Source organism: Caballeronia sp. S22, from assembly GCF_964261745.1.
GTDB classification, from domain to species: domain Bacteria; phylum Pseudomonadota; class Gammaproteobacteria; order Burkholderiales; family Burkholderiaceae; genus Caballeronia; species Caballeronia jiangsuensis.
The window spans coordinates 389,436-412,120 of the sequence record NZ_OZ180039.1; the positions used below are offsets into that span (position 1 = coordinate 389,436).

Below are 22,685 nucleotides of genomic sequence, written 5' to 3' on the forward strand. Positions count from 1 at the left end.
TGTGCCCGGCGCACCGAACGGGAGGTCCGCGAAAATGACAACGAATTTCACCGTCGTGTCACATTGTGGAGACTCTATTTTGCAGAACGCTTTTTTTCCCGGTTCTTCTTCCCCCTGGCGGTCTCATCGTCGAACGGATTGTTATCTCTTTTAGCGGCCGCGCTCCACGCTTCCTGGTTTGTCATTGCGGGGTCAGGGAAGAACATCAATCGACGATTGTTCTTGAAACTACCCGGTTTGAGATTGTTCGTCACCCACGAAAAGCCCTCGTCCAGTTCCAGAGGATTCTGCTTGGTTCCTTTATCTTTGGCGATTCGATTCAGCGCGTCGCGCGCGTAGAAATGACGGAATATTCGATCGAACTCTGTCAGATAGATATCGGCCACCCGTGTGTCACCGCGGATGATCAACATATTCTCGTCATTGGCGATCAACGAATTTTTTGAGAAGTTCGCCGAACCGGTGCACACCAGGGGATCATCAGATAATGGATCGATCAAGAGAAACTTGGAGTGAACGAAGAAAACGTGCCCCTTGTTGACCGGCCGTGCGAGTTCTTCATCGATAAACCACCGGTCAAGCGGCGACTGAGGGATTGGCGCCACCTTCGCACCCCCGAAGCGACTCTTCGACTTAAAAAAGTCCTTATTAAGGATCGCACCGTTCGAGAACGCGAGGCGCCCTTGGCTCGCCTTCTCGGCCGCCAGCACTTCTTTTGTCGGCGGGTCCTCGAGGATCACCAAGCGCAGACTCTCGTCACTTGACGCGAGGCCCTTCAGGATGGTCGGAGATACGTTGAACGGGATCGTCATCATCGCCAGAGAGGATGCGTCGTCAAGCCTCTGGGCGTACCAGTCCAGCATGTTTTCCGCGATTCGCGGAGAGAAGAACGCACCGGGTCGTGTCGCCGATGGCGCGTTGGGCGGATTCGGCGTTAGTTCGACTGCCTTTATCACGGCATTGGAAAGGGTAGGATCGGACGATAGTTCCTCCCAATAGCGGGCATATATTTGTGCTAGCGATGCGTCGGTAATCAGATGCCCGACGTTGGTCTGACCGAAGAAACCCGTGTCCGTGAAGTTGGTTGAACCCGTCCAGACTGCTGCGGGCTTCCCTTTGACGATTTTCACAATAAACTTGTTGTGTGGGATTTTCGTCCGGGTCCGGGGAAACAGTACTCTCTGCGTCTTGCCATCGAGCTTGGCCTCTTCAGGCAGGCCTGCACTTTCGATAGCTTTGACGTTCGCGTCATTGTCCTTCTTCGTATCGTGATAGATGATGCGAACATCAACGCCACGCTTCAGCGCATCGATCAAGGCGTTCAATACAGGTGAATAAGTGAATTCATAGGCGCAGACGCGCAATGCCTCTCCTGGCCGCGTTCCGCGGATGAAAGACAGGCAGGCTTCAACGAGCCCGCGAGAAAGCCAGCGGACTTCGGCGTCCAGAAGCTGGCCATTCGCGTCCACTTTGTTGAACATCGCAGGTGTAATCGGCTTATTCTTGAACTGAAGCGACATGGCGTGGCTGGCGATTGCGCCTCGGTTGAACCAGATTCCATTTCTATCGTCGTTTTCCTTTTCCGTGCTGATGCCGACTTCGACGGTATGACGTTCTTCCAGCTCATCTACCGCACCGTACAACGCCACAATGGTGAACTTGTGAGCAGTATCTGCGTCAAGCTCGTAGTCCGACCAGAGAAACGTCTGAAAGGGATGCTTGCGGCTTGAGTAAATCGCCCCAATGACAGGCGCGGGAACCTGGCTCGCGAAGTATTTGATACCAGTCAGCCACTTTCCGGTGACCTTGCTGCCGGCAATTTTATGTTTGATCGCAAACCCACGTAATCCTTGCCGGGCCTCGGAATCCAGGTCCCAGGCCATGAGGACGACGCGGGTGCCGGAGATGGCGCGAACCGAGAGTGCTCCGTTTTTATTCGCAGTGCGCATAGCTCCTCCGTATGTTCATTCATCGTCTCGCCACGCCTGGAGCAAGCGTCTATCGGATGCTTTGCACCAGAAAGTTCGACTGTTTGCATGTCGTTCTCATCTGTTTGACTACGTCCGCAGCACAACCTCTCGCCTGACGTTCCTTGTTGAAGCACAGGTGAACTTCCTGAAGGAATCGGCCCGAACCGGAACATACCATCGTGACGGCATCCTCTGGTATGCCGGGATTCGCCTGTGCAAACGCAGTGCGAAGTTCGTTCCCTGTCGTTCTGAACGGCTGGCCCGGATTTTGATAGCCTTCGGGAATGTTGACGTCGTCTTTGAATTGCTTCGACAAAGCGAGGTAGTTGGCGGGCGACAGACCCGAGCAGGTCCCATGCTTTATCCATTCGTGCTCGAAGAGTTTGTCGCTTGGATACAGACCCGCAAACTCATGTTTCACCGATTCCGGAAGCGCTACATCCGAGCAATTTTGAGGATAGCCCTGCTCGTACTGTGGCCAGAGCCCGTGAAGCACGAATCCAAGTCGTTTTGATGAACCACATTGTTGAGGATCCTGGTTAGCGTGGCCCGCGCAATAGTCGGGTGACCAGCTCAAATGTTTGAATTGGCTAGCCTCGCCATCGCACCAGTCGACGAGAATGCGAAAGAAACTTACGCCGCCTCCTGCATCATCGGTATGCAAGGTTTGTGAAAACCTTAGTAGCTCGAACGCTCGTCATCAATACAATCCGCGGCTTTGTGTGGGATAACACTCCAAGCTGTACGAAACACATGTTCTTTATTTTCACACGGGGCGGACGCCACATTTGACGTTGATGAGACTATCTCACGCAATTCTGGTGATACGTCGATCTGGTGTGTACCAACCTCACTGATGCGGCTACAAGCTCGCTGGATCAGAGATTCACTGACAACTCCGGCACGAGGTTTTCGCACGGTCGAGACCACCAATAAGGTTGGCAATCGCGAGGACAAATCACGCGTGCCGAATGGTACCGGCTTGCTCGAACAAATCGCACATCATGTATGGAATCGGTCAGCGAGCCAGCCACCGCCCACGGCACCGACCACCGCGCCCAGGTTCAGCACGAACACGAACTTGAGCGACCAGCCGAGGCTGAAAGCCGCGCCCGCCGTGTCCGCGCAATATCTGGAAGCCACGGTCAACCCCGCGGCGGTCGCACGTCATCACGGCGTCGAAGCGTTCGTGAACATGTCCCAGATGACGGTCACCGAGATGAGCATCACTGAAACCACGAACAGTCCGCAGCACAAGCTGCACTGGCTCGCCGAGCAGGCGCTGCAATGGTCCGGGCTACCGGTCGTCACGGTGCGGCCCACGGTCTTTCTCGAGGGCTTCTTCCGGTTGCTCGCGGCGGACGGCGTGCGCGAGCGCGACGAACTCGCGGTCCCGCTCGGCAACGGCAGCACGTCGCCCGTATCAGCGCTCGACGTGGCGCGCGCAGTCGCGGCGATTCTCGACAATCCCGCGCCGCACATCGGCAAGATCTATAACCTGACGGGGCCTGAATCAGCAACCCTCGCCCACTATGCGCAGGTCTTCTCCGACGTGCTCGGCCGGCCGATCCGCTACAACGATGTGCCCGTTGCAGCGTGGTCGGACAAGCTTCGCGAGATGCACGTGCCCGAACATCTCGTCCGGCATCTCTCGACGATGGGCGATTTGCACGCTCACGGACGATACGACCGCCTCACTGACGATCTGCTCAGGCTCACGGGCAGAACGCCGACGAGCATGCGCGAGTTCGTCGAGCGACATGTCGCTGAATTCACCCGTGCTTGAGCACATAAGCCAAGTCTGGATTCGCGATGCATGCGTGGATCGCTTCATTTTCATCAGGAGTTCTAATGTTAGATACCGAAACCTTTTCCCGGTCACGGTCACGTCGCTGCTTCGCGAGGCCGCACGCCTGTGCCGTTGGCCACGCAGTCACGCTGGGGGAAAAATTGAGCATGGTCGAGCGAGTCGGCCTCGTTCAACGCGGCTTCAACTCGACAGGCGGATCCGCGCGATAACCGCCACCGAGCGCTTTCGTCAGCGCGATCTCCTGACTCAGCATCTGTCCGCTGAGCGTAAGTAGCGCGACCTGTTCGGCGATCACGGGCTGGCGCGCCTCGAACGCCGCGAGTTGGCTCGTCAATCCGCGTCGGTAGTGCGCTTCGACGCTGTCCCGCACGAATGCGACCGATGCGATCCGCCGTTGCTGCAACGCCGCTTCCGAATCGAGCGCCTGAAGGCGGCTGCCTGTCTGCGCGACGTCGCGCACCGCGTTCAGCACGACCTGGTTGTATTGCTCGATCAGCAAGTTGCTGCCCTCACGTGCGCCGCTCAGATTCGCATTGAGGCGGCCGCCATCGAAGATCGGCAGATACAGGCCCGGAATCAGGTTGATCTGCTGGCTCGAATGCATGAAAAGATCGCGCAGATGCAAGGCGTCGAAGCCGAAGAACGCCTTGATGTCGAAGCTCGGATAGAACGCTGCCTTGGCCGCATCGATCCTATCGAACGAGGACTGCACGTACCAGCGCATCGCCTGCAGATCGGGCCGACGCGCGAGCAGTTCATACGAGAGCGTGGCGGGCAGCGCCGCCTGCGCGGGCGGCAGCGCCGCCGGTTCGATGTCGTGAAGGCCGTCGGGCGTGGCACCGGCCAGCGCCCGCAAGGATTCGCGAAGCTGCCGCACCTGATTCTGCGCCGTGACGATCTGCCGTTCGATGGCGAGTTCCTGTGCACGTGCCGCTTCGAGTTCGGTGCGCGACTCGAGCCCGCGCGCCGCCCGCGCTTCATGCGCCTGCACCGCGAACGCCGCGACCGCGCGCGATTCGTTCAACAGTTCGATCAGCTGATAAGTCGTCTGAATGCCGTAGTAAAGCTGCGCGACATCGGTCGAGATTTCGAGTTCCACGGCCGACATCTCGGCGAGACGCGCATTGCTCACGCCCACCGACGCCGCGATCTGCGCGCGCTGCTTGCCCCATATATCGATGTTCAGGCTCGCGCCGAGTCCGACGATGCCTTCCGTGTACCACGGGCCCGTCAGCCCCTCCGCCGGCACGTCCTGCGCGAAGGGACCGAGAAAGCCGTGTGCGGAGACATGCTGCTGATTCAGCAGTGCGAGCGCGACCACCTGAAGACTCGACCCCGTCCTGACGAGCTCCACATCCGACTTTGCCTGCGCGACCCGCGTGCGCGCGATCACCATCGTCGGCGCGGCGGCGAGCGCCTGTTCGATGAACGCATCGAGCTGTGCATCGCCATAACGCGTCCACCATCGCGCGGCGGGCCATCCGCCAGGCGGCAGATGAATGTCGTTCGCAACCTCGATCTGCTCCGGCGCGATCGGCGCATGCGGCGCGCCATCGTGATGGATCAGCGCGCATCCGGTCAGCAACGACGACATCCACACGGCGAGCAGCCCACCTCGCCAGACCAGGCGCGCATTCATGATTGCAGCGCCTGAGGTGCGGGCGTCGGGACGGACGCATCGATACGCCAGTCCGGCAGTCCGGCGACCTGCCGCGACAGTTCATCCGCCGCGGCGATGATCGATGCGTCGGCGGGGCTGGAAGGTTCGCCGGCTTGCTCGGCGTTTTCCATGTGCCGAGGCGCGCGAGCGTCCGGCGGACTGGCCGCCAGTTCTTCCGCGTAACGGCGCAGTGCGTCGAAGGCGCGCTCCTGCATCGAACGCGCGGCATCAAGTGTTCGAGGACTCGGTGCCGCTTGCGCCGCCAGCACATTGCGCAGCGCATCGCCCGCGAGCAGGATTTCACGCGCCTGCGCGATGACCGTTTGCGCGCGCACGGTCAGTTGCGCCTGCTCTCCTTCCTGCCACGCAGGCTCCAGCGCGACGCGCGCGAGCGTCGTCTCGCAATCCGCCAGCACTGCCCACGCCTGCAACTGGCGCTGGCCGTGGGGCAATTCGTCCGGTGTCGCATCGGCGGCGCGCGACGGGCGAAGCTGCTCCGCGATGGCGCGCAACAGGCCGGCGAGCTTCTGCCGCAGCACGTCACTCTCGCCTTCGCGCCAAAAAGACATCTGCACGAAAGTCGCGACACCCACGCCCAGCAGGATGCCCACCATCCGGTCGCGGATTTCTGTCAGGTTCGTGGTCGGGCCGAACTGATCGAGCAGCGCGAGCGAGAACGTAAAAACGAGCTGAATGCCGGCATAGCCGATCCGCTCGGAACCGGCCGCGAGCCACGCGCCAAACGCGACGACCGGTAGCGTGATGAGCAGCAGGCCGACGATATCGTCGAGATGCGGGATCACGAATACCACCATGAACAACGCCAGCGCGCTGCCGATAACCGCTCCGGCCACCCGCAGCAACGCACGCTGCGTCGACGCGCCGAGGCTCGGCAGCGCGACGATCACGCAAGTCAGCATGATCGTATGGATGCCCTGCCAGTCCACGGCGTTGTAGAAGACATAGCAGGCCAGGACGGCCAGCAGCGTCTTCAGCGAGAAGCGCATGTAGGCGGGATTGGTCCATGCGTCAGTCGCGACCATCGGTTCGCTCGCGGGCGGCGGCTTGCCGGGTTGCGCGCCGTGCGCAAGCTGGTCGGCGTAGGCATGCAGCGCGCGCTGCGCATCGCCGGCTGCGGGCAGCGTGTCGGCGGCTGCTCGTTGTGCCGGCGTCGTGATGCTGACATAGCGCAACGGCTCGTCCGACCTCAACGATTCGTCCAGCGCGCGCACGTTCGCGTGCAGCTCGCGCAGCACGGCGAGTTGCGCGTCCGATGTGCCGGGCAGCGTCCGCGGAAACTCGCTCGCACCACGATACAGACGCGATACTGTCGCGATGCGCGCGAGCTGCAACGCCTGATGCTCGCGATAACGGACATCACGCATCGTCGTGAAGCGCAGCAGTTTCTGCAGCGTGAGCGCGCCTTGTTGCACCGCCGTCAGCGTGACCGGCCCGATGTCCGACGTGCCGTCCATCAGTTGCGTCAGGCGGGTGTCCAGCGCCGCAAGCTGTCGATGCATTTCAGCTTCGAGCTGCAATTGCGGCTCGGCGGGCAAGAGCAGCGTATTGACGACGAGCGTGAGCGCGATCGGATAGTTGACGGCGACCCACACCCACAGCACCGCGCGGATCAAGAGGTCGGCCTGATCGGTCCGATCGACGAAGCTTTGCACATAGATCACGACAATCGCGACGACGAAGAACACCACGCCGATCTTGAGCACGCGCAGCAGATACACGCTGCCGAAAAACACCGCGCTCGCGATCACGATGCGCAGTAACGGATAGTCGAACGTGAACTTGAGCAGCAGGATCGAGAGGCCGATCGCGAGCGTCGATCCGACGATGAACATGATGCCGACCAGCCGCGTGAGCACCACGTTCGACTGCGTGACGTAGAACACGACCAGCAACGAGAGCGGCAACTCGGGCACTTGCAGTGCCATCGATGCGACGATCGCGATCGCGCTCGTCAGCAGGCAGCGCAGCATCACGTTGACGCGGCCGGGGAAAGGCGCGAGCTCGCGCTCGAGAAATGCGCCTGCGCCGCGCACGGTGTCGGGAACGTACTCCGCGGCAGTCACGGGCGCTCCTCGCGGCGTTTGCTCTCCGTGCCCTGCGCGGGCTCCAGCACCGCCACCGCCGATGTGCCGACGCGAAACAGTTCCGGGTCAGGATCCTCGACGCGGATCTTCACCGGAAACCGCTGCGAAACATGAACCCAGTTCAGCGTGCGCTGAATGCGCGGCAAACCGCCCGGCAAGGCGAATCCGCCTTCGTCGGGCGCGACGCCGAAGCTGATCGAATCGACGCTGCCGCGATAGCGTCTCGCCGTGTTGCTCATCAGGTAGACGGTGGCGGCCGTGCCCGCCTTCACGCCTTCGAGTTCCGTTTCGCGAAAGTTCGCGACCACATACCAGCGGCGCGTATCGATGAGCGTGAAAACGGGCTTGAGCGCCGACGCGTACTGTCCCGTCGAGGTCTTGAGCGCAACGATGCGACCGTCGAACGGCGCGCGCACCGTTGCATATTCGAGGTGCAGTTCGGCGATCGAGATTTCCGCCATGACGACGGCCCGTTGCGCGACAAGCGCATCGACGCCGCTCACGGCTGCGGCCGCCTGCTGCGCCTGCAGTTGCGCGGCGCTTAGCTCGGCCTGCGTGGCGCGCTGTGCCGTGCGTGCGCGGTCGACGTCCTCCGCGGACACATAACCCTGCGGCAACAACGGCGCCATGCGGTTCAGCGTATCGGATGCCTGATTCGCGGCGGCCCTTGCACGCTCGACGGTGGCCCGGACCGACTGCGCGTTGTACTGCTGCGCATTGACGGTACGCTGCGTGAGTTCGATCTGGCGATCGAGCGCGACGAGCGACGCCTTTCCTCGCGTGAGCGCATCCTGATACGGCCGTGGATCGATCTGAAACAGCAGATCGCCTTCTTTGACCGCCTGATTGTCGTGGACGGGAAGCTCGACGATACGGCCATTGACCTCGGGCACGACATCGATCGTATCGGCATACACGTAGGCGTCGTCGGTGCGCGGCGCGCGGTCCAACTGGCGAATGACGAACACCAGCAACAGCAGCGTCGCCACGACCAGAATGATGGCCGGCCACAGTTTCTTTCTGGTCTTGCCGGGAGTCGTCGCCATTGGTCTCACCTGAAGGAGATTCAATGCTGGAACAACGTCAACCAGACAGCGAGTGAAAGCAACGTAACAAGTGTGGGAACCACCACGGCTGAAGGCCATAACAGATGGCTGGCCTGCGACCGCCTGAGAACCAGATACAGGACCACGGTAAGCGCAACGCCCGCGACAATGCAGAAGAGCCAGTCCGGGAAGTATGCGCCGAGCACGCTGATGGACGGCGAATACGCGCAGCCCGAAAGCAGGATAGCGGACAAGGCGGCAATGCTCGCAGCATACTTCGGGCATTTTGCTTTGACGCGTGGCATGTGTCGCTCCACAGTCGTACGTGTCGAAACTGTCCTGAACCGTCCCGACAATCGTCTTGAAGAAACTGAGCAGATCATACTCTTCGAGGTCTTCGTGACGCACCTGCTGACGCAATCGCAATCCTGTACCAAACGGCGCAAGACCGTGCAATCTTCCACCAGACCGGTTCCGTATGCTTACTCCGCAGCGTTTTCACTTTCGCTGGCATGCAAGGGCGCGCTCGGGTGCATCCGTCGCCACACATACCGGGCACACGAACACCGGGTCGCTCGCCATGCCTTTGGATTTCTGTGTTCTCTAACGTTGGAGAATCGCATGGCCGATTACAAAACTGCCACTCTCGTCGCCGGTGCATTCGCCGCCGCCCTTGCCGCAATCACGGCAACGCCTGCAAGTGCGCAGGAATTCAGCGCGGCACAGAAGAAGATTCAGGCCGAACACACCGCTCTTGTGAAGTCGGGCAAGGTCGAGCCTTGTTTCGGTACGGCGCTGAAGGGACAAAACGACTGCTACGCCGGCGCCGGAACGACCTGCGCGGGAACGAGTTCGGCCGACTACCAGGGCAATGCATTCAAACTGGTGCCCAAGGGAACCTGCACCACCATCTCCACGCCGAACGGTGCCGGCAGCCTGTCTCCCAAGGTCTGACATCGATCAGCGGCCGGGTACCGTTAGCCCGGCTCCACAGTTCTAATCGGAACAACGACTGGCCATGTCAGAGTCCCTACCTCTCGATGCCCCACGGAGCCTGCCACAACGCGCCGGCGTCGGGCTCAGAGCCGAACATTACCGCACGGTCCTCGAATCTCGCCCGGATATCGGTTTCTTCGAGGTTCATGCTGAAAACTATATGGGCGCAGGCGGCCCGCCGCATCGATTCCTGTCAGCCATACGCGAGTCCTACCCGCTATCGCTACACGGTGTAGGTCTGTCGATTGGAGCAGACCGTCCTCTGGACCCGGATCATCTCGAACGTCTGAGAGTACTCGTCGATCGCTACGCAACTCAGCTCTTCTCCGAGCATCTGGCCTGGTCCAGCCACGACTGCGGCTTTCTCAACGACCTGCTGCCGGTGCCCTACACCGCGCAAAGCCTCGCGCGCGTCGCGGACCACATCGACGAGGTGCAGGAAGTCCTCGGCCGGCAGATGTTGCTGGAAAACCCCTCCACTTACCTGGCCTTCGAGGACAGCACGTACTCGGAGACCGACTTCATTTCCGCCATCGTGAGGCGCACGGGCTGCGGCTTGCTGCTCGACATCAACAACGTATTCGTTGCTTCGATCAACCAGCAGCGAGACCCTTTTGCATATATCGACGAATATCCCCTCGCGGCGGTGCGACAGATTCATCTGGCCGGACACGCACAAGAGATGGACGAAAACCGTCGCCCGCTGCTCATCGATACTCACGACCGTCACGTCGCAGACATCGTATGGGAACTCTTCGCGCGAGCAATCCACAGGACCGGTCCCATTCCCACATTGATCGAATGGGACTTGAACATACCCGACTGGCCGACCCTCCAGGCGGAAGCAGCGCGGGCGGACCGAATCATTGAGGTCATGACCGGGCAGCCGCCGTTCAACAATACGCGGCACCAACTGACAGAAATCCAAACACCATGATCAAGCGGCAAGTGCTGGTCTATTACGCGTGGAGCCGGCCGGCAGAAAACGGCGCGCCTCTGCACGTCATCGATGATCGATTCCCGGCGCTCTTCGAAAGTCGCAGGATGGCTTTTCCGAAGTTCCATGAATTCTCGGACACGCATCAGTTCGACCAGAGCATTGCCGGTTTCCTCGATCACATCATGAAGCGCAACTTCACCGCCTTCGTCGAACTGGCGGTGGCGCTGACGGGCGAGAGCGTCAAGGAGATCGAGCGCGTGACCGACGATGGCACGCTCATGCCGCTCGATGCGCGTCTTCTGAGCGGCGTCGACACACTGATCGTGATCAGTTTCGACTCGCTCAGGACGGCTCAAACAGCGGGAAGCGCGGAAATCGAAGCGCTGCGCACATTCCTTGGACAACCCGACCACCTTGCCTTCATTTGCCCGCACCATGACATTGGCGATGTCGCGGATCTGCCGGAAAGCGAGCAGTTGTCACGTCAGATCGCAGAGTACGAACACCACGGAGACAAGACGATTCCGCCCCGGCAACGGTTCGGCGGCCTCGCACGCTCGCTCCTCGCGGGTCTCGGCGTACCGGTTGAAAACCGCTTTGGACTGCGACCCGACGCCGAAGCAGACGGATCGCCGGCGCCGATTGAAGCCGACGCAACGCTCGATCGGCTGGGTCTGCTAAAGCAAGTCGACACTTTCAATCTGCATCCGCATTTGCCGCAACTCGAGCGTCTCGGCGAGGCTGTGCAGAAACTCGAAGTCCTGGCCCGCCAGAGGATCGACCAAACCGCCCCGCCGCATCCCTTTACAGACGACCACACGACATTCGATGCCCTCCTCCAGTCTCGGCCAGACACCTTCAGCGGTACCCTGCTGGTTAGCGACGCCACACTCTGGAGTTCGACGGCCGGCGGTGTAGACAGTCTTCGCGAGTTCTGGACGAACGTCGTTCAACGCCCGCGTCGGTCGTGAGAACGGAATGGCACACGAACATTCAGTTCTGGCATCGGCCGGCACCGCCTATAACCCAGTGAGCCTGTGCGAACGTCAGAGGCACTTCGCCGCGGCGCTATTGAATCCGGACATGCGGGTTCCTCCGGGTCTCGTCGGCCCCAATCTGGAAGCCAGCGAGAAGCGCTTCAATGTCCATCGGAACAATGTCGTAGCTGGCCTCGTCGGGGCGCTGAAGGCCGCCTTTCCGGCGGTGTGCCGCATCGCCGGCGATGAGTTCTTCGCGGCAATGGCGCGCGTGTACGTCACGCTCGAACCGCCGAGGACTCCAGTCATGCTTGACTATGGCGAAACGTTCCCGGACTTCATCAGAAGGTTTGAGCCCGCGCAGAGCGTACCGTATCTGCATGATGTCGCCCGATTCGAGCGTGCATGGGTGGAGGCGTATCACGCCGCAGAGGCGTCGCCGGCCGACCCGGCACTGCTCGCCGCGATCGAGTCCCGGAGCCTTCCGCAGATTGCTTTCGTACTGCATCCTTCGGTACGCGTAGTACGGTCGTCCTTTCCCGTCGTTCAGATATGGTCGATGAACATCGAAGGCGGCGTCCCTGCCGCAATCGACATCTGGAGCGGAGGCGAAAGCGCTCTTGTCGTACGCCCCCATGCCGAGGTCGAAGTTCGCCGCCTCCCCGCCGGCGCAGCGACTTTCATCCGGAGCCTCGCCACGAACGCATCGGTGGCAGAGGCGGCGACGCTCGCTCTCGAAGAACACGCCAGTTTCGACCTGGCCGGCGCGCTTCGGGATCTATTCATGATCGAGGCGATTGCCGGTTGGGATATCTGTGAAGGCTCCCGCTTCAGCCCGATTGCGAGGGACGCATGAGCCAGTCCGGCGCACAGTCGAAGCTCCGTTTCGGACTGCTGATTCGTGCGGCTTCGGAAAAGATCGAGGCACTCGGACGAGTCATCGCTCCGCCCATGCTGCGAATTGCTCTCTCGCTTCCTTTCTTCAAATCGGGGCTTACGCGATGGGACGGCTTTCTGTCCATCTCACCGGCAACGCTCTTCCTGTTCGAGAATCAGTTTAAAGTTCATATCTTCGGCGGCGCTTACGATTTTCCGGCGCCTGACACAGTCGCACTTCTCGTTGCCGTGGCAGAAGTAACGCTCCCCGTGTTACTCGCGCTGGGATTCGCGACCCGATTCGTCGCCCTCGCTCTGCTGATCATGACGGGAGTGATTCAACTGGTGTTCCCTGACGGTTGGGCGAATTTCCATCTCTATTGGGCGTCGCTCGCGGTTGCAATCATGGCGCTCGGTCCAGGGCCTTTGTCGGTAGATCACCTGGTGCGCCGCTGGTTAGAACCGGGGAAAAAATGAGGCTCAATGAAACATGCGATCCAGCCGCGTGACGATCCCGATCGTCGATAAGTCAGTTCGGCTTCCCTTTCACTCCGCGCCGCCGACCGTGCTCGCGCGCAAACGCGGCAGGTGTGTAACCAACATGGCGGTGGAAACGCCTGGTAAAGTGACTTTGATCCGAAAAGCCGGTCATCAGTGCAACTTCTGAAAGCGGAAGAGCCGTTTCCATAATGAGCGACTGAGCGCGCCGGATCCGGCATTGCTCGACAAAGCTGATTGCTGTCATACCCGTGCTTTGCTTGAACAGGCGGGTAAAGTGAAAACGGCTTACGTTCACTATGGCAGCAAGTTCGACGAGCCCTATCTGTCTATCCAGATTGGATTCTATGTATGCGGTAAGACGTGCAATTTCTACTTTGCTCAGCGCCGGCGGCAACTGTGGCACAACGGGTTCGAACACGTTGTAGCTTCGAATCAGATGCGCGGCGAGCGCGAACGACACATGATCGACAATGAGTGTTTGCGCGGGGTGAGGTTTGCGATCGAGCTCTCCCATTAGAATCAGCGCGACATGCTCGATAACGGGATCACGAGTCTCAAACACATTCCGGATCTCGATCTGCGAAGTGCTGCGGCGTCCAGTCTGCTCGCCCGCGGACGAGATCAGCGCCGCCGGAATGCGCAGCCTCGCCGTTGCTGACGCGCTGCCCTCCCAAAGCGAGTCGTAACCGGCCGGCATGAGCATTGAAACACCTGCGGAGACGAGACTTTCGTGGACGCTCCCGTCTCGCCCCTGTACCAGCCGGGCACTCCCGGAGGGGCAATAACAAATCAGATGATGGTCGAGGGCCGGATACCGATCGGACACATCGGGAAGCGGAGCGTACATGTCCACCGTGACGCCGGACCACTCGCGCTCGCGCGTCGTCGCAATGGGACGATGCGATAAGACATGGACGATCTCGTCGATGCTTACGGGGTTTTCGGCAGTTTCGTAAATCGTTGACATGTCACGGCGCCAGATCTGCGATACCGGAGAACTCGGCCGCTGCGTCGAAGCGGTCACCTTGCACAACGATGCTATCACGACAATATCAGCGGGCGAGATGTCAACGGGCCACCTTGCACGAGAATAAAGCCGGAAGCTGAACGGCGACCGATCAGGAAGTCTCGTGTGCTCATCAATGCCGATCGTGAAGGCCTCCACGCGAACCGTATAGAACTGAGACCGTAATACGAGCAGTGTGACGCTGATTGCGACCACATAGACGAGCGGCCACGCTTCCTGCCGTCTGCTGCTTTGGCTGATCTCTCGCGGGCGCGATGCGGTGAGTTACATGCGTCCGTCGCCCGAACGAGGTTTCTCGATTGCGTAATAGACGAGGCAGCCCGCCACCACGCTTCAGGACACGGCGCGGATACCGAGCGAGGCCACGTCGCTCTACGTAACCTCGCACACGATGAGCGCGCCGACGATGGACTCTTCCAGCACACCCATGATTGCGAGCCGGCGAGAGAGTCGCGATGTGCGCGCTGGCCGAACGCGTCAGCAGAAACACATACGCGCGACGGGGCCGCCGCGGAATAGCTCACGCTCGCGAACGCGAACGAGAAGCACAAAAGCCAGACGGCCGATGTCTGTATCGGATGAGCCGCCGACAGACCTGAGTCGTCGCTTGAACGCGCACGTTTCCCGCATCGGCTTCGGCGCGGGAAACGCAACTGATCAGAGACCTGGCATCAGTGCGCGGCAGTCGATTCGGCTTGCACGGGCACACGCCACGTGAGTCCGATGATCACGCCGAGCACGCAAAGCGCACCGATGTACCACGCAGGCGCCATCGTGAAGCCCTGCCGCCCCACCATGAAAGAGGCGATCGCGGGCGCGGTGCCGCCGAAGATCGCATAAGCCGTGTTGTACGAGAGCGCGAAGCCGGTAAAGCGCACCTCCGGCGGAAAGCTCTTCACGATGATGTACGGTCCGAGCGTGATGGTCCCGATCAGAAAGCCGCCGATGATGTAGAGCGTCCACACCGACTGGCTGCCCGCGTTCAGGCTCATATAGAACGCGCCGGATACGAGCAGCATGGCGACACTGCCGATCGCATACGCGCGGCCACCGCCGATCTTGTCCGCCGCCCATCCAGCAAACGTGCTGCCGATGATCAACCCAAAAATCGACCACGAGTTGTTGGTGAACACGTCCTTCGCCGCGAAGTGGAACTGCGATTGCAGGAATGTCGGCGTGTAGAGGAAGTACAGCACGAAGATGCCGGAGAAGACCCACGTCGCCAGCAGCGAGACGATCACCGCGCCGCGATGCTCCTTGAGCACGACCGCGAGCGGAAAACGCGCGTCCGCTTCACGCTTTGCGCGCAGCGCTTCGAACACGGGCGTTTCCTGCAGATACCGGCGCAGATAGACCGAGATCAGACCGAACGCACCACCCGCAATGAAGGGCAGACGCCAGCCCCAACTCTTCAGATCCGCCGGTTCCATGTTGCCGATGAGGAACTTCGCCGAGAGCGCGCCCAGCAGGATGCCGGTGCACAATCCCGACATCAGGAGCCCGCACGCGAGCCCGATGCGATCACGTCTGACGTGCTCGGCGCAGAAGATCCACGCACCCGGCACTTCCCCGCCGACGGAAAGCCCCTGCAAGACGCGGCACAACAGGAAGAGCAACGGCGCGACGATGCCCAGCGTCGCAAAACTCGGCAGCAAACCGATGAGCAGCGTCGGCGCGGCCATGAGGAACAGGCTCAATGCGAACATCTTCTTTCGGCCGATGCGGTCGCCGAAGTGAGCAAAGAAAATCCCGCCGATCGGGCGCACCAGATAACCGGCCGCGAAGATGCAGAACACTTCGAGCTGCGCGAGCCATTCGGGTGTCTGCGGTGGAAAGAACACCGTCGCGAGCAACTTGGTGAAGAACACCGCAACGATGAAATCGTAGTACTCCAGCGCACCGCCGAGCGACGCGAGCATCAGCGTCTTGATATCGTTGCGTGACATCGACCGCCCATGGATGGCGACGTCGTCCGTCTGTACAGGGGTAGAACTCATTTTTGGCTCCAGACTCTGAGTAAGGTGACGTTTAACGCATTCGCCATTTAATCAGCATGCTGACTATTCACGCGCTGCGCGACGCATCGTTCTATTGACTTGGTGTATTGACTTCCATCATTGACATCCGGCGCTCCTGCCTTCAGCATTTCGTCAGTACGCTGATGGATAGATTTGTATCCGGAAAAAATTGGGAGCGCAACTCTGAATGCACCTACAATCCCTAGACTCCCGTGTGATCGAAATTCTTCAAAAAAGGGTTAAGGATGGGCACTGTTGCCGAGAAAAAAGCGGCCGTCTCCGACGGCGGCATCGAGACCGGACATCTGTGGCAGCGCCCCGGGTTTCTGATCCGGCGGCTTAATCAGATTCATATCGCGCTCTTCTTCGAGTGCTGCAAGGACTTCGCCATCACGCCAGTGCAATACGGCTTGCTGACGACCCTTAGCGAGCGGCCGGGGCTCGACCAGACATCGCTGTGCGCGGAAGTCGGCGTCGATCGCACGACGATGGCCGACGTGCTGCGCCGTCTCGAGGAGCGCGGTCTGGTCAAGCGCGAGCCGAGCCCGCACGACGGGCGTCTCAAGATCGCGAATATCACCGCGAAAGGACGCCGCGCGATGAAGGACATGTACGGCAGCATGCGCGAAGCACAGGTTAAATTCCTGGACCCGCTGAGCCCTGAAGATCGTGTTCATTTCGTGCGCATGATGATGCAGCTCGTGGAAGGCAACAACCAGTACGGACGCACTTCTCTCAAGCATTTCGATTGACTACTGCGTGATGTCGCGGCGGTACGTTTCCGGCACGAACAGCGCGCCGACCGCGAACGACACGACAGCGACGACGATCGGATACCAGAGCCCGAAATAGACGTTGCCGCGTGCGACCGCCATCGCGGACACCACGAAAGGCAGCATGCCGCCGAACCAGCCCGAGCCGAGATGGAAGGGCAACGATAGCGAGGTATAGCGGATGCGCGCCGGAAAGAGTTCGACCATGAACGCGGCCATCGGTCCGTAGACCATCGCGAGATAGAGCAGCAGCAGCCACATCAGGAAGACGACCATCGGCGCGTTGATCTTCGATGGATCCGCGTGCGCGGACCAGCCTGCTTCGATCAACGCCTTCTCCAGTTCGCGCTTGTCACTGCCGTGCACCGCGATCGAGCCGATTTCCGTCGATGCCGCTTCTCCCGTCGAGCGTGGCGCCAGGCTATACGAAACGCCCGACGCACTAAGAAAGGACCGTATGCGATCGCATTCCGTGACTGGCGCGGAGAACAACGTGAAGCGGCAATCGCTCGCGTGAACCGTGACAGGCGCGGAGAACAACGTGAAGCGGCAATCGCTCGCGTGAACCGTGACAGGCGCGCGCTTCTGAAACGCTTCCAGCTGAGGATTGGCGTAGTGCGTGAGCGCGTGAAAAATCGGCTGCGTGGTCGCGGCGAGAAGCAGGCACGCGAGCATCATGATCCACTTTCGTCCAATGCGATCCGATAGCCAGCCGAACACGAGATAGAACGGAAACACGGCGATCAGCGCAATCGCGAGGAAAAGATTCACCGTGTTCGGCGCGACCTTCAGCGTGTTCTGCAGGAAATACATCGAGTAGAAGTGCCCTGTGCCGAACACCACACCAACGCCCGAGGCCGTGCTGAACAGCATGATCAGCACATACTTGAGGTTCACCCATGTGCCGAAGCTCTCCCCTATCGGCGACTTCGACAACCTGTTGGCCTGCTTCATGTCGCGAAACGTCGGCGATTCGGCGAGCTTCGTGCGCAGATAGACCGAGATCGCAAGCAACACGATCGACACGAGGAACGGCATGCGCCAGCCCCAGCTCTGGAACGCGGCTTCGTCCATCGCGGCGCGGCTGATGCTCACCGCCGCAATCGATGCGAGAAGGCCGAGCGTGGCCGTGGTCTGCAGCGAGCTCGTATAAAGCCCGCGCCGGTCCGCTGGCGAGTGCTCCGCGAGATACGTCGCGGCTCCGCCCGTCTCGCCGCCGAGTGCGAAGCCCTGCAATAGCCGCAGCGCGACAAGCAGTATCGGCGCCAGCATGCCGATTTTCTCGAACGATGGCAGCAAGCCCACGCCTACCGTCGCGACGCCCATCAGGACGATGGTCGCCATGAACGTGTGATTGCGCCCGATGCGATCGCCGAGCCGTCCGAAGAAAAGCGCGCCCAGCGGGCGCACAAGAAAGCCCGCACCGAAGGTCGCGAGGCTCGCGAGAAAGGCGACCGTATCGTTGCCGCTCGGAAAAAACAAGGTGCTGAACGTGCCCGCCAGCGCCGCGTAGATATAGAAGTCATACCATTCGAGCAGCGCGCCGAATGACGATGCGACGATCAGCGTGAACTGATGGCGCGTGACGACGCGATGCGAGCGCTCCGAAAGAGACGTGGCCATGTCGATCCCATGCGCAGGTCAAAGATCCTTGAGCAGTTCGAGCGCCTCGTCGCGTGTCATCACGGCGGCGTACTTCTGCGCCATGTCGAAGAGATTCGCTTCGTGCGGCGCGAGTGCGCGATCACCGACACAGTCCGACAGCACGAACGGACGAAAGCCGTATTGCATCGCATCGACGACGGACGATCGCACGCAACCGCTCGTCACCGCGCCCGCGATCACGAGCGTGCGCACGCCGTGTTGCGTGAGCCATGCCGCAAGCGGTGTACCGAAGAATGCCGACGGCACCGTCTTGCGTACAACGAGCTCACCTTCGCGCGGGGTCAGTTGAGGGACGATCGCGCTGTCGTGCGACTGTTCCTTGAGCGCGAGCAGGCCAGGCACTTTCATCGTGAAGATGTTGCGATCGGCGTCGTCGTCGGCGAAGACGATGCGGCTGTGCGCAACCGGCCAGCCTTTCTCGCGCGCATGCGCGAGCAGTGCAACGGTGCGCTCGATCGCCTGCGCGATATTGCCACCGCCGAAGACGTCGGGATTGGCGAAGCCGTTCACGAAGTCGACGATCAACAGTGCGACCGGCGCTTTGGGCACAAGCGTCGAGCCGAAACTCTGACGCTGGTAGGTTTCGATATCGTGGGACATGTGCGTGGTTTTCGTTGTTCAGCGGTCGAGGACCATGCCATTGCGCACTACGGGCTCGCCGTCGAGGAACACATCGCAATGACGCAGCGGAATGTCGATATGACACGTCGTCGTGCGGCTGCCGCCTGCTTCGTTGTTGGGTCCGAGCGAAAACAGGAAGTTGCCTTCGAATGCTCGCGCATCCATGCCGATGGTCGCCTCGCGGTCGTAGAGACCGAGCGTCGACCAGTGCGCGCGCGGCTGCAGGCCCCAGCCGATATGCGAGATCGCGTAGGCTTCGGGATCGTTGAAGGTCGCCATGTACTCGCTCAGCAACTGCGCGTCGATGCCGCCGTCGATTCGTGCGGCATAGCCGCGCTCGATGGTCAGTTCGATGCGATCCTGCACGTAGCTTTTCTGGGGCAGCAGGATATCGCCGCGATCGATCACGATGCGGCCGTGCGCCTTGCCATCGTCCGGAAACGTCAGTGCGAAACCGCTCGGCCAGTGATCCCAGCGGCCGGGTTCATCGACGAAACCGTATTCGGCAATCGGTTCGAACTCGCCGAGCGGGCAGCGGAAATCCGTGCCCGCCGCGGACACGATATGCATTTCCTTCGCACGCGCGATACGGGCTTGCGCGGCGAGCACGCGTTCGCGATCGGCAGTCGTGGGAACAAGGCGCGTGAGCACTTCGGGCGGCTCCACCGCGAGCAGAATCTTCGTGCCGGTCTTGAGGATCTCCAGTTGCTCGGGCGAAAACAGCAGCGTCATCAGGTCGAGCACCAGATCGCTTTCCTTCAGGGCCGCGATGGCCGCGCGGTTGCCGGTCAAGGGCGTCGTGCCGAGGTAGGCGAGCGAGTCGCGGCTCAACGCCTTCTCGCCATTCACGGGCGGCAGATCGAGTCGATTGACGATCGCGCCCATCGATTGCGTTGCGATGAGCGCGGTCGAAAGCGTTTGAGGATGCGTGGACGCGCTCGTGAGAATGGTCACCGTCTGCCCTGCTTCGAGGCGCGAGAGCTTGAGCACCTGGGTCCACGCATCGACCATCTGATAGTCACTGACTGGCATGATTGCCTCCTTGCGCGAGCGGCGGAACGGGTGCGCCGAGGAAATCGCCGAGCGCCGCGTGAAAGCCCGCCTCGTCGTCCCACGGGATCATGTGACCTGCGTTGTGCACGCGCCGGTGTTCGAGATGTGGCACGAGTGCGCGAATCTCATCGACATCCGCGTCGCGTACGACATCGCCCCTGCCCGCGGTGACGAGCAGCGCAGGAATCCGCAGATGCGCAAGATCGGCGTGAATGTCGTCGGTATGGAAGCCGTCGAAACTCGTGCGTATGGCGCGCTCGTCACAGGTATGCAGCCATTCCGCGCGCAATGCGAGTTGTTCATCGGTCCACGTCGGGCAAAAGGCGCGCATCGCATCGGCGTTCATGCCCTCGCGCGACTGGCGGATCGAATCGATATACCACGGCAGTTGCGACGGATAAGGACGGCGTCCCGGACCCGAAACGGGCGGATCGATCATCGCGAGACGCGCCATGCCCGCAGGCTTCGCGCGCAACGCGCGGATGCCGATGCGCGCGCCCATCGAGTGGCCGACGACGCTGTATCGTTCGAAGCCCAGAGCGGTTGCAAATGCCATCAGATCGGCCGCCTGCGCGTCGAGGCTGTAGTCGAGCGAATCGGATGCGGACGACAGCCCTCGCCCGCGCACGTCGAGCACATAGGTATCGAACACCTTGCCGAGATGCGCCGCGACGAATCCCCACGTGAGCGCGGGGCTCGTGATGCCGGGCACGATGATCACCGGATCGCGTTGCGTGCGTGCGCCGCCATAGCGTAGATAATGCTGACGGATGCCGTTCGCCCGAACGTTGCCGCCGTATGGATAGGTCGACATATCGTTCTCGCTCAATATGCCCCGGACAGCAGCGCACCCGCACCCGGCACGACGGCTTCGAGCCCAAGTTGTTTCAGCATTGCGTAGGTCGTCGCGACGGCCGCGGTGACGACCGGTTTGCCGGTCATCGCCTCGACCTTCGCGATGGCCGGCAGCGACGGCATCTGCACGCAGGCGGACAGCACGATGGCATCGGCCTCCCGATAACGCATCGACATGACGATTTCGGGTAGCCGGGCCGGATCGTGACGGCCGACTTCGAGATTGTCGGGAATCTCAAGCGCGCGGGAGTCGACCACGTCGTAGTCTTCGTTGCGGATATAGTCGACCACGAGCTCGGTCAACGGCAACATGTAAGGCGTGACGACGATCACACGCTTCGCGCCGATCACCTTCAATGCATCGACCAGCGCGCCCGCGCTCGTGATGACGGGCGCAGCGCCGCCATTCTCGACGGTGCGCTCATGCAGGCGCTTCTGCGACACGCGATGATAGCCATGCCCCATCGCCATGATCGCGACGAGACACGCGTAGCCGAGCACATCGACGCGCGCATCGGACAGCTCGACGGCGCAGCGATCCGATTCCGCGTCCATCGCGGCGAGTTCTTCCTTCACGACCTTCTTCATGCGCATGCGGCTCGAATGAAACGTGAAGCGCTCGGGCCGGATCGACTGACGCGCGAGCAACATCGCGGGAATCTCGGTCTCCATCGTCGTGTTCGAGCTCGGCACGATCTGGCCGATGCGGTAGTGCTTCGTCATGGTCTGCTCCATGTTCTCGATGTCTTCTGGATTGTCAAAGGCGGAAGATGCGTTCTGCATTGCCGTGGCAGACGAGCGCACGCGTGGCGTCGTCGAGCGGTGCGCGTTCGATGAACTCCGCTGCGCTCTGTGTCGATTCATACGGATAGTCGACCGAGAACATCACCGCTTGTGCGCCCATTTCACCGATCGCGCCGATGAGCGCGGGCGCGGAGCACACGCCCGAGGTCGTGATCAGGATGTTCGTGCCGATGTATTCCGAAGGCGCGCGTTGCAGACTCACCCCGTGTGAATACACGGCGAAGCGGCTGTCGAAGCGCCAGCGCAGGAACGGCAGGCCTTCGCCCATGTGACCCAGAATGATCTTCAGGTTCGGGAACCGATCGAACACGCCGCCGAACAGCAGGCGCAATGCATGACTGCCGGTTTCGACGCCCCAGCCCCAGGTCGCACCGGTGAGTTCCGGATGACCGTCGAGCACGCGCGGATTCACGAAAGCATCGGTGGGATGCAGATACAGCGGCACGTCGAGTTCCTGCATCGTCGCCCAGAAGGGATCGTAGGCGCGATCGTCGTAATAGGTGCCGAGCGTGTGGCCGTTGACGAGCGCGCCCTTGAAACCGAGTTCGCGAACAGCGCGCGTCAGTTCGTCGGATGCGGCTTGCGCGGTGTGCATCGGCAAGGTTGCAAACCCGCCGAAGCGCGCGGGATGACGCGCGATCTGTTGCGCGAGAAAGTCATTGCTTTCCTCCGCGCGGCCGATGGCGAGCGCCGCATCCGGTTCGCCCTGCACGCTCGGTCCCGTCTGCGAAAGAATCGTGTAGTCGATGCCCGCGCGGTCCATTTCGACGATGCGCTGCTCGTCGAAATCAGCGAGACGCGCGGCGAGATCGCGCAGGACTTCAGGCGCGATGTGCTGCGTGAAGCTCTTTGAATAGCCCTGGAAACCCGGCGTGCTGAAGTGTTCTTCCAGGGCGATCTTGCGAATGCGCTTGCTCATATGAACTCCATTTGATCAGTAGGCTGACGATATGGGCGAACAAAGGGCCTTGATCAGCCCGATGCCGCG

Annotated in this window: 21 protein-coding genes; 7 read left to right on the top strand and 14 right to left on the bottom strand. The window is 61.1% G+C overall.

What is annotated here, in order from left to right; translation table 11 throughout:
- Positions 1-74: 74 nt before the first annotated feature.
- Positions 75-1,949, bottom strand: coding sequence for a phospholipase D-like domain-containing protein (locus ACEN42_RS33605; protein WP_371882964.1), 1,875 nt, complete (start codon positions 1,947-1,949; stop codon positions 75-77).
- Between the two features lie 49 nt (positions 1,950-1,998).
- Positions 1,999-2,634, bottom strand: a complete 636-nt coding sequence (locus ACEN42_RS33610; protein ID WP_371882965.1) for a ribonuclease T2 family protein — start codon at positions 2,632-2,634, stop codon at positions 1,999-2,001.
- A gap of 417 nt (positions 2,635-3,051) precedes the next feature.
- Between ACEN42_RS33610 and ACEN42_RS33615 the strand changes: the two genes are divergently transcribed.
- Positions 3,052-3,756: an NmrA family NAD(P)-binding protein gene (locus ACEN42_RS33615; RefSeq protein ID WP_371882966.1), complete on the top strand. Its 705-nt coding sequence runs from the start codon at positions 3,052-3,054 to the stop codon at positions 3,754-3,756.
- Positions 3,757-3,949: 193 nt separating this feature from the next.
- Here ACEN42_RS33615 and ACEN42_RS33620 read toward each other — a convergent pair whose 3' ends face one another.
- From ACEN42_RS33620 to ACEN42_RS33635, 4 genes are read right to left on the bottom strand one after another with little or no spacing between them, the layout of a single operon-like run.
- Positions 3,950-5,419, bottom strand: coding sequence for an MdtP family multidrug efflux transporter outer membrane subunit (locus ACEN42_RS33620; protein WP_371882967.1), 1,470 nt, complete (start codon positions 5,417-5,419; stop codon positions 3,950-3,952).
- Complete coding sequence (locus ACEN42_RS33625) at positions 5,416-7,524, bottom strand: FUSC family protein (protein ID WP_371882968.1); 2,109 nt, start codon at positions 7,522-7,524, stop codon at positions 5,416-5,418. Before ACEN42_RS33625 ends, ACEN42_RS33620 begins: the two co-directional genes overlap by 4 nt.
- The gene (mdtN, locus tag ACEN42_RS33630) at positions 7,521-8,591 is read right to left on the bottom strand and encodes a multidrug transporter subunit MdtN (RefSeq protein WP_371882969.1); all 1,071 of its coding nucleotides are present in this window, start codon (positions 8,589-8,591) and stop codon (positions 7,521-7,523) included. The genes ACEN42_RS33625 and mdtN overlap by 4 nt, the downstream gene beginning before the upstream one ends.
- Positions 8,592-8,611: 20 nt before the next feature.
- Positions 8,612-8,896: a YtcA family lipoprotein gene (locus ACEN42_RS33635; RefSeq protein ID WP_238287785.1), complete on the bottom strand. Its 285-nt coding sequence runs from the start codon at positions 8,894-8,896 to the stop codon at positions 8,612-8,614.
- 316 nt (positions 8,897-9,212) lie between these two features.
- Between ACEN42_RS33635 and ACEN42_RS33640 the strand changes: the two genes are divergently transcribed.
- From ACEN42_RS33640 to ACEN42_RS33660, 5 genes are all read left to right on the top strand, one after another.
- The gene (locus ACEN42_RS33640; protein WP_371882970.1) at positions 9,213-9,545 is read left to right on the top strand and encodes a DUF2282 domain-containing protein; all 333 of its coding nucleotides are present in this window, start codon (positions 9,213-9,215) and stop codon (positions 9,543-9,545) included.
- A 64-nt stretch (positions 9,546-9,609) separates the two neighbouring features.
- Positions 9,610-10,524, top strand: coding sequence for a DUF692 domain-containing protein (locus ACEN42_RS33645; RefSeq protein ID WP_371882971.1), 915 nt, complete (start codon positions 9,610-9,612; stop codon positions 10,522-10,524).
- Positions 10,521-11,498, top strand: a complete 978-nt coding sequence (locus ACEN42_RS33650) for a hypothetical protein (protein ID WP_371882972.1) — start codon at positions 10,521-10,523, stop codon at positions 11,496-11,498. Before ACEN42_RS33645 ends, ACEN42_RS33650 begins: the two co-directional genes overlap by 4 nt.
- Positions 11,499-11,505: 7 nt before the next feature.
- Entirely contained in the window at positions 11,506-12,360 is an 855-nt protein-coding gene (locus tag ACEN42_RS33655; protein ID WP_371882973.1) for a DUF2063 domain-containing protein, read from the top strand.
- Positions 12,357-12,857 (top strand): DoxX family protein, encoded by a 501-nt coding sequence (locus ACEN42_RS33660; protein ID WP_371882974.1) that lies wholly within the window; start codon positions 12,357-12,359, stop codon positions 12,855-12,857. Before ACEN42_RS33655 ends, ACEN42_RS33660 begins: the two co-directional genes overlap by 4 nt.
- A gap of 52 nt (positions 12,858-12,909) precedes the next feature.
- Here ACEN42_RS33660 and ACEN42_RS33665 read toward each other — a convergent pair whose 3' ends face one another.
- Complete coding sequence (locus tag ACEN42_RS33665) at positions 12,910-13,848, bottom strand: helix-turn-helix domain-containing protein (protein ID WP_371882975.1); 939 nt, start codon at positions 13,846-13,848, stop codon at positions 12,910-12,912.
- Positions 13,849-14,579: 731 nt separating this feature from the next.
- Positions 14,580-15,905: an MFS transporter gene (locus ACEN42_RS33670; RefSeq protein ID WP_371882976.1), complete on the bottom strand. Its 1,326-nt coding sequence runs from the start codon at positions 15,903-15,905 to the stop codon at positions 14,580-14,582.
- A 266-nt stretch (positions 15,906-16,171) separates the two neighbouring features.
- Between ACEN42_RS33670 and ACEN42_RS33675 the strand changes: the two genes are divergently transcribed.
- Complete coding sequence (locus tag ACEN42_RS33675) at positions 16,172-16,678, top strand: MarR family winged helix-turn-helix transcriptional regulator (RefSeq protein ID WP_238287759.1); 507 nt, start codon at positions 16,172-16,174, stop codon at positions 16,676-16,678.
- On the opposite strand, the gene ACEN42_RS33680 is transcribed toward ACEN42_RS33675, so the two are convergent.
- From ACEN42_RS33680 to ACEN42_RS33705, 6 genes are read right to left on the bottom strand one after another with little or no spacing between them, the layout of a single operon-like run.
- Positions 16,679-18,322 (bottom strand): MFS transporter, encoded by a 1,644-nt coding sequence (locus tag ACEN42_RS33680; RefSeq protein WP_371882977.1) that lies wholly within the window; start codon positions 18,320-18,322, stop codon positions 16,679-16,681. It lies immediately after the preceding gene.
- 18 nt (positions 18,323-18,340) lie between these two features.
- On the bottom strand, positions 18,341-18,964 hold the full coding sequence (locus ACEN42_RS33685; protein ID WP_371882978.1) for an N-carbamoylsarcosine amidohydrolase: 624 nt from the start codon (positions 18,962-18,964) through the stop codon (positions 18,341-18,343).
- An 18-nt stretch (positions 18,965-18,982) separates the two neighbouring features.
- On the bottom strand, positions 18,983-20,017 hold the full coding sequence (locus tag ACEN42_RS33690) for a 2,5-dihydroxypyridine 5,6-dioxygenase (protein ID WP_371882979.1): 1,035 nt from the start codon (positions 20,015-20,017) through the stop codon (positions 18,983-18,985).
- A complete protein-coding gene (locus ACEN42_RS33695) occupies positions 20,004-20,852 on the bottom strand; it encodes an alpha/beta fold hydrolase (protein WP_371882980.1) in 849 nt (282 codons plus the stop codon). Before ACEN42_RS33695 ends, ACEN42_RS33690 begins: the two co-directional genes overlap by 14 nt.
- A gap of 11 nt (positions 20,853-20,863) precedes the next feature.
- Positions 20,864-21,616, bottom strand: coding sequence for an Asp/Glu racemase (locus tag ACEN42_RS33700; RefSeq protein ID WP_371882981.1), 753 nt, complete (start codon positions 21,614-21,616; stop codon positions 20,864-20,866).
- Between the two features lie 34 nt (positions 21,617-21,650).
- A complete protein-coding gene (locus ACEN42_RS33705) occupies positions 21,651-22,616 on the bottom strand; it encodes an amidohydrolase family protein (RefSeq protein ID WP_371882982.1) in 966 nt (321 codons plus the stop codon).
- Between the last annotated feature and the right edge of the window lie 69 nt (positions 22,617-22,685).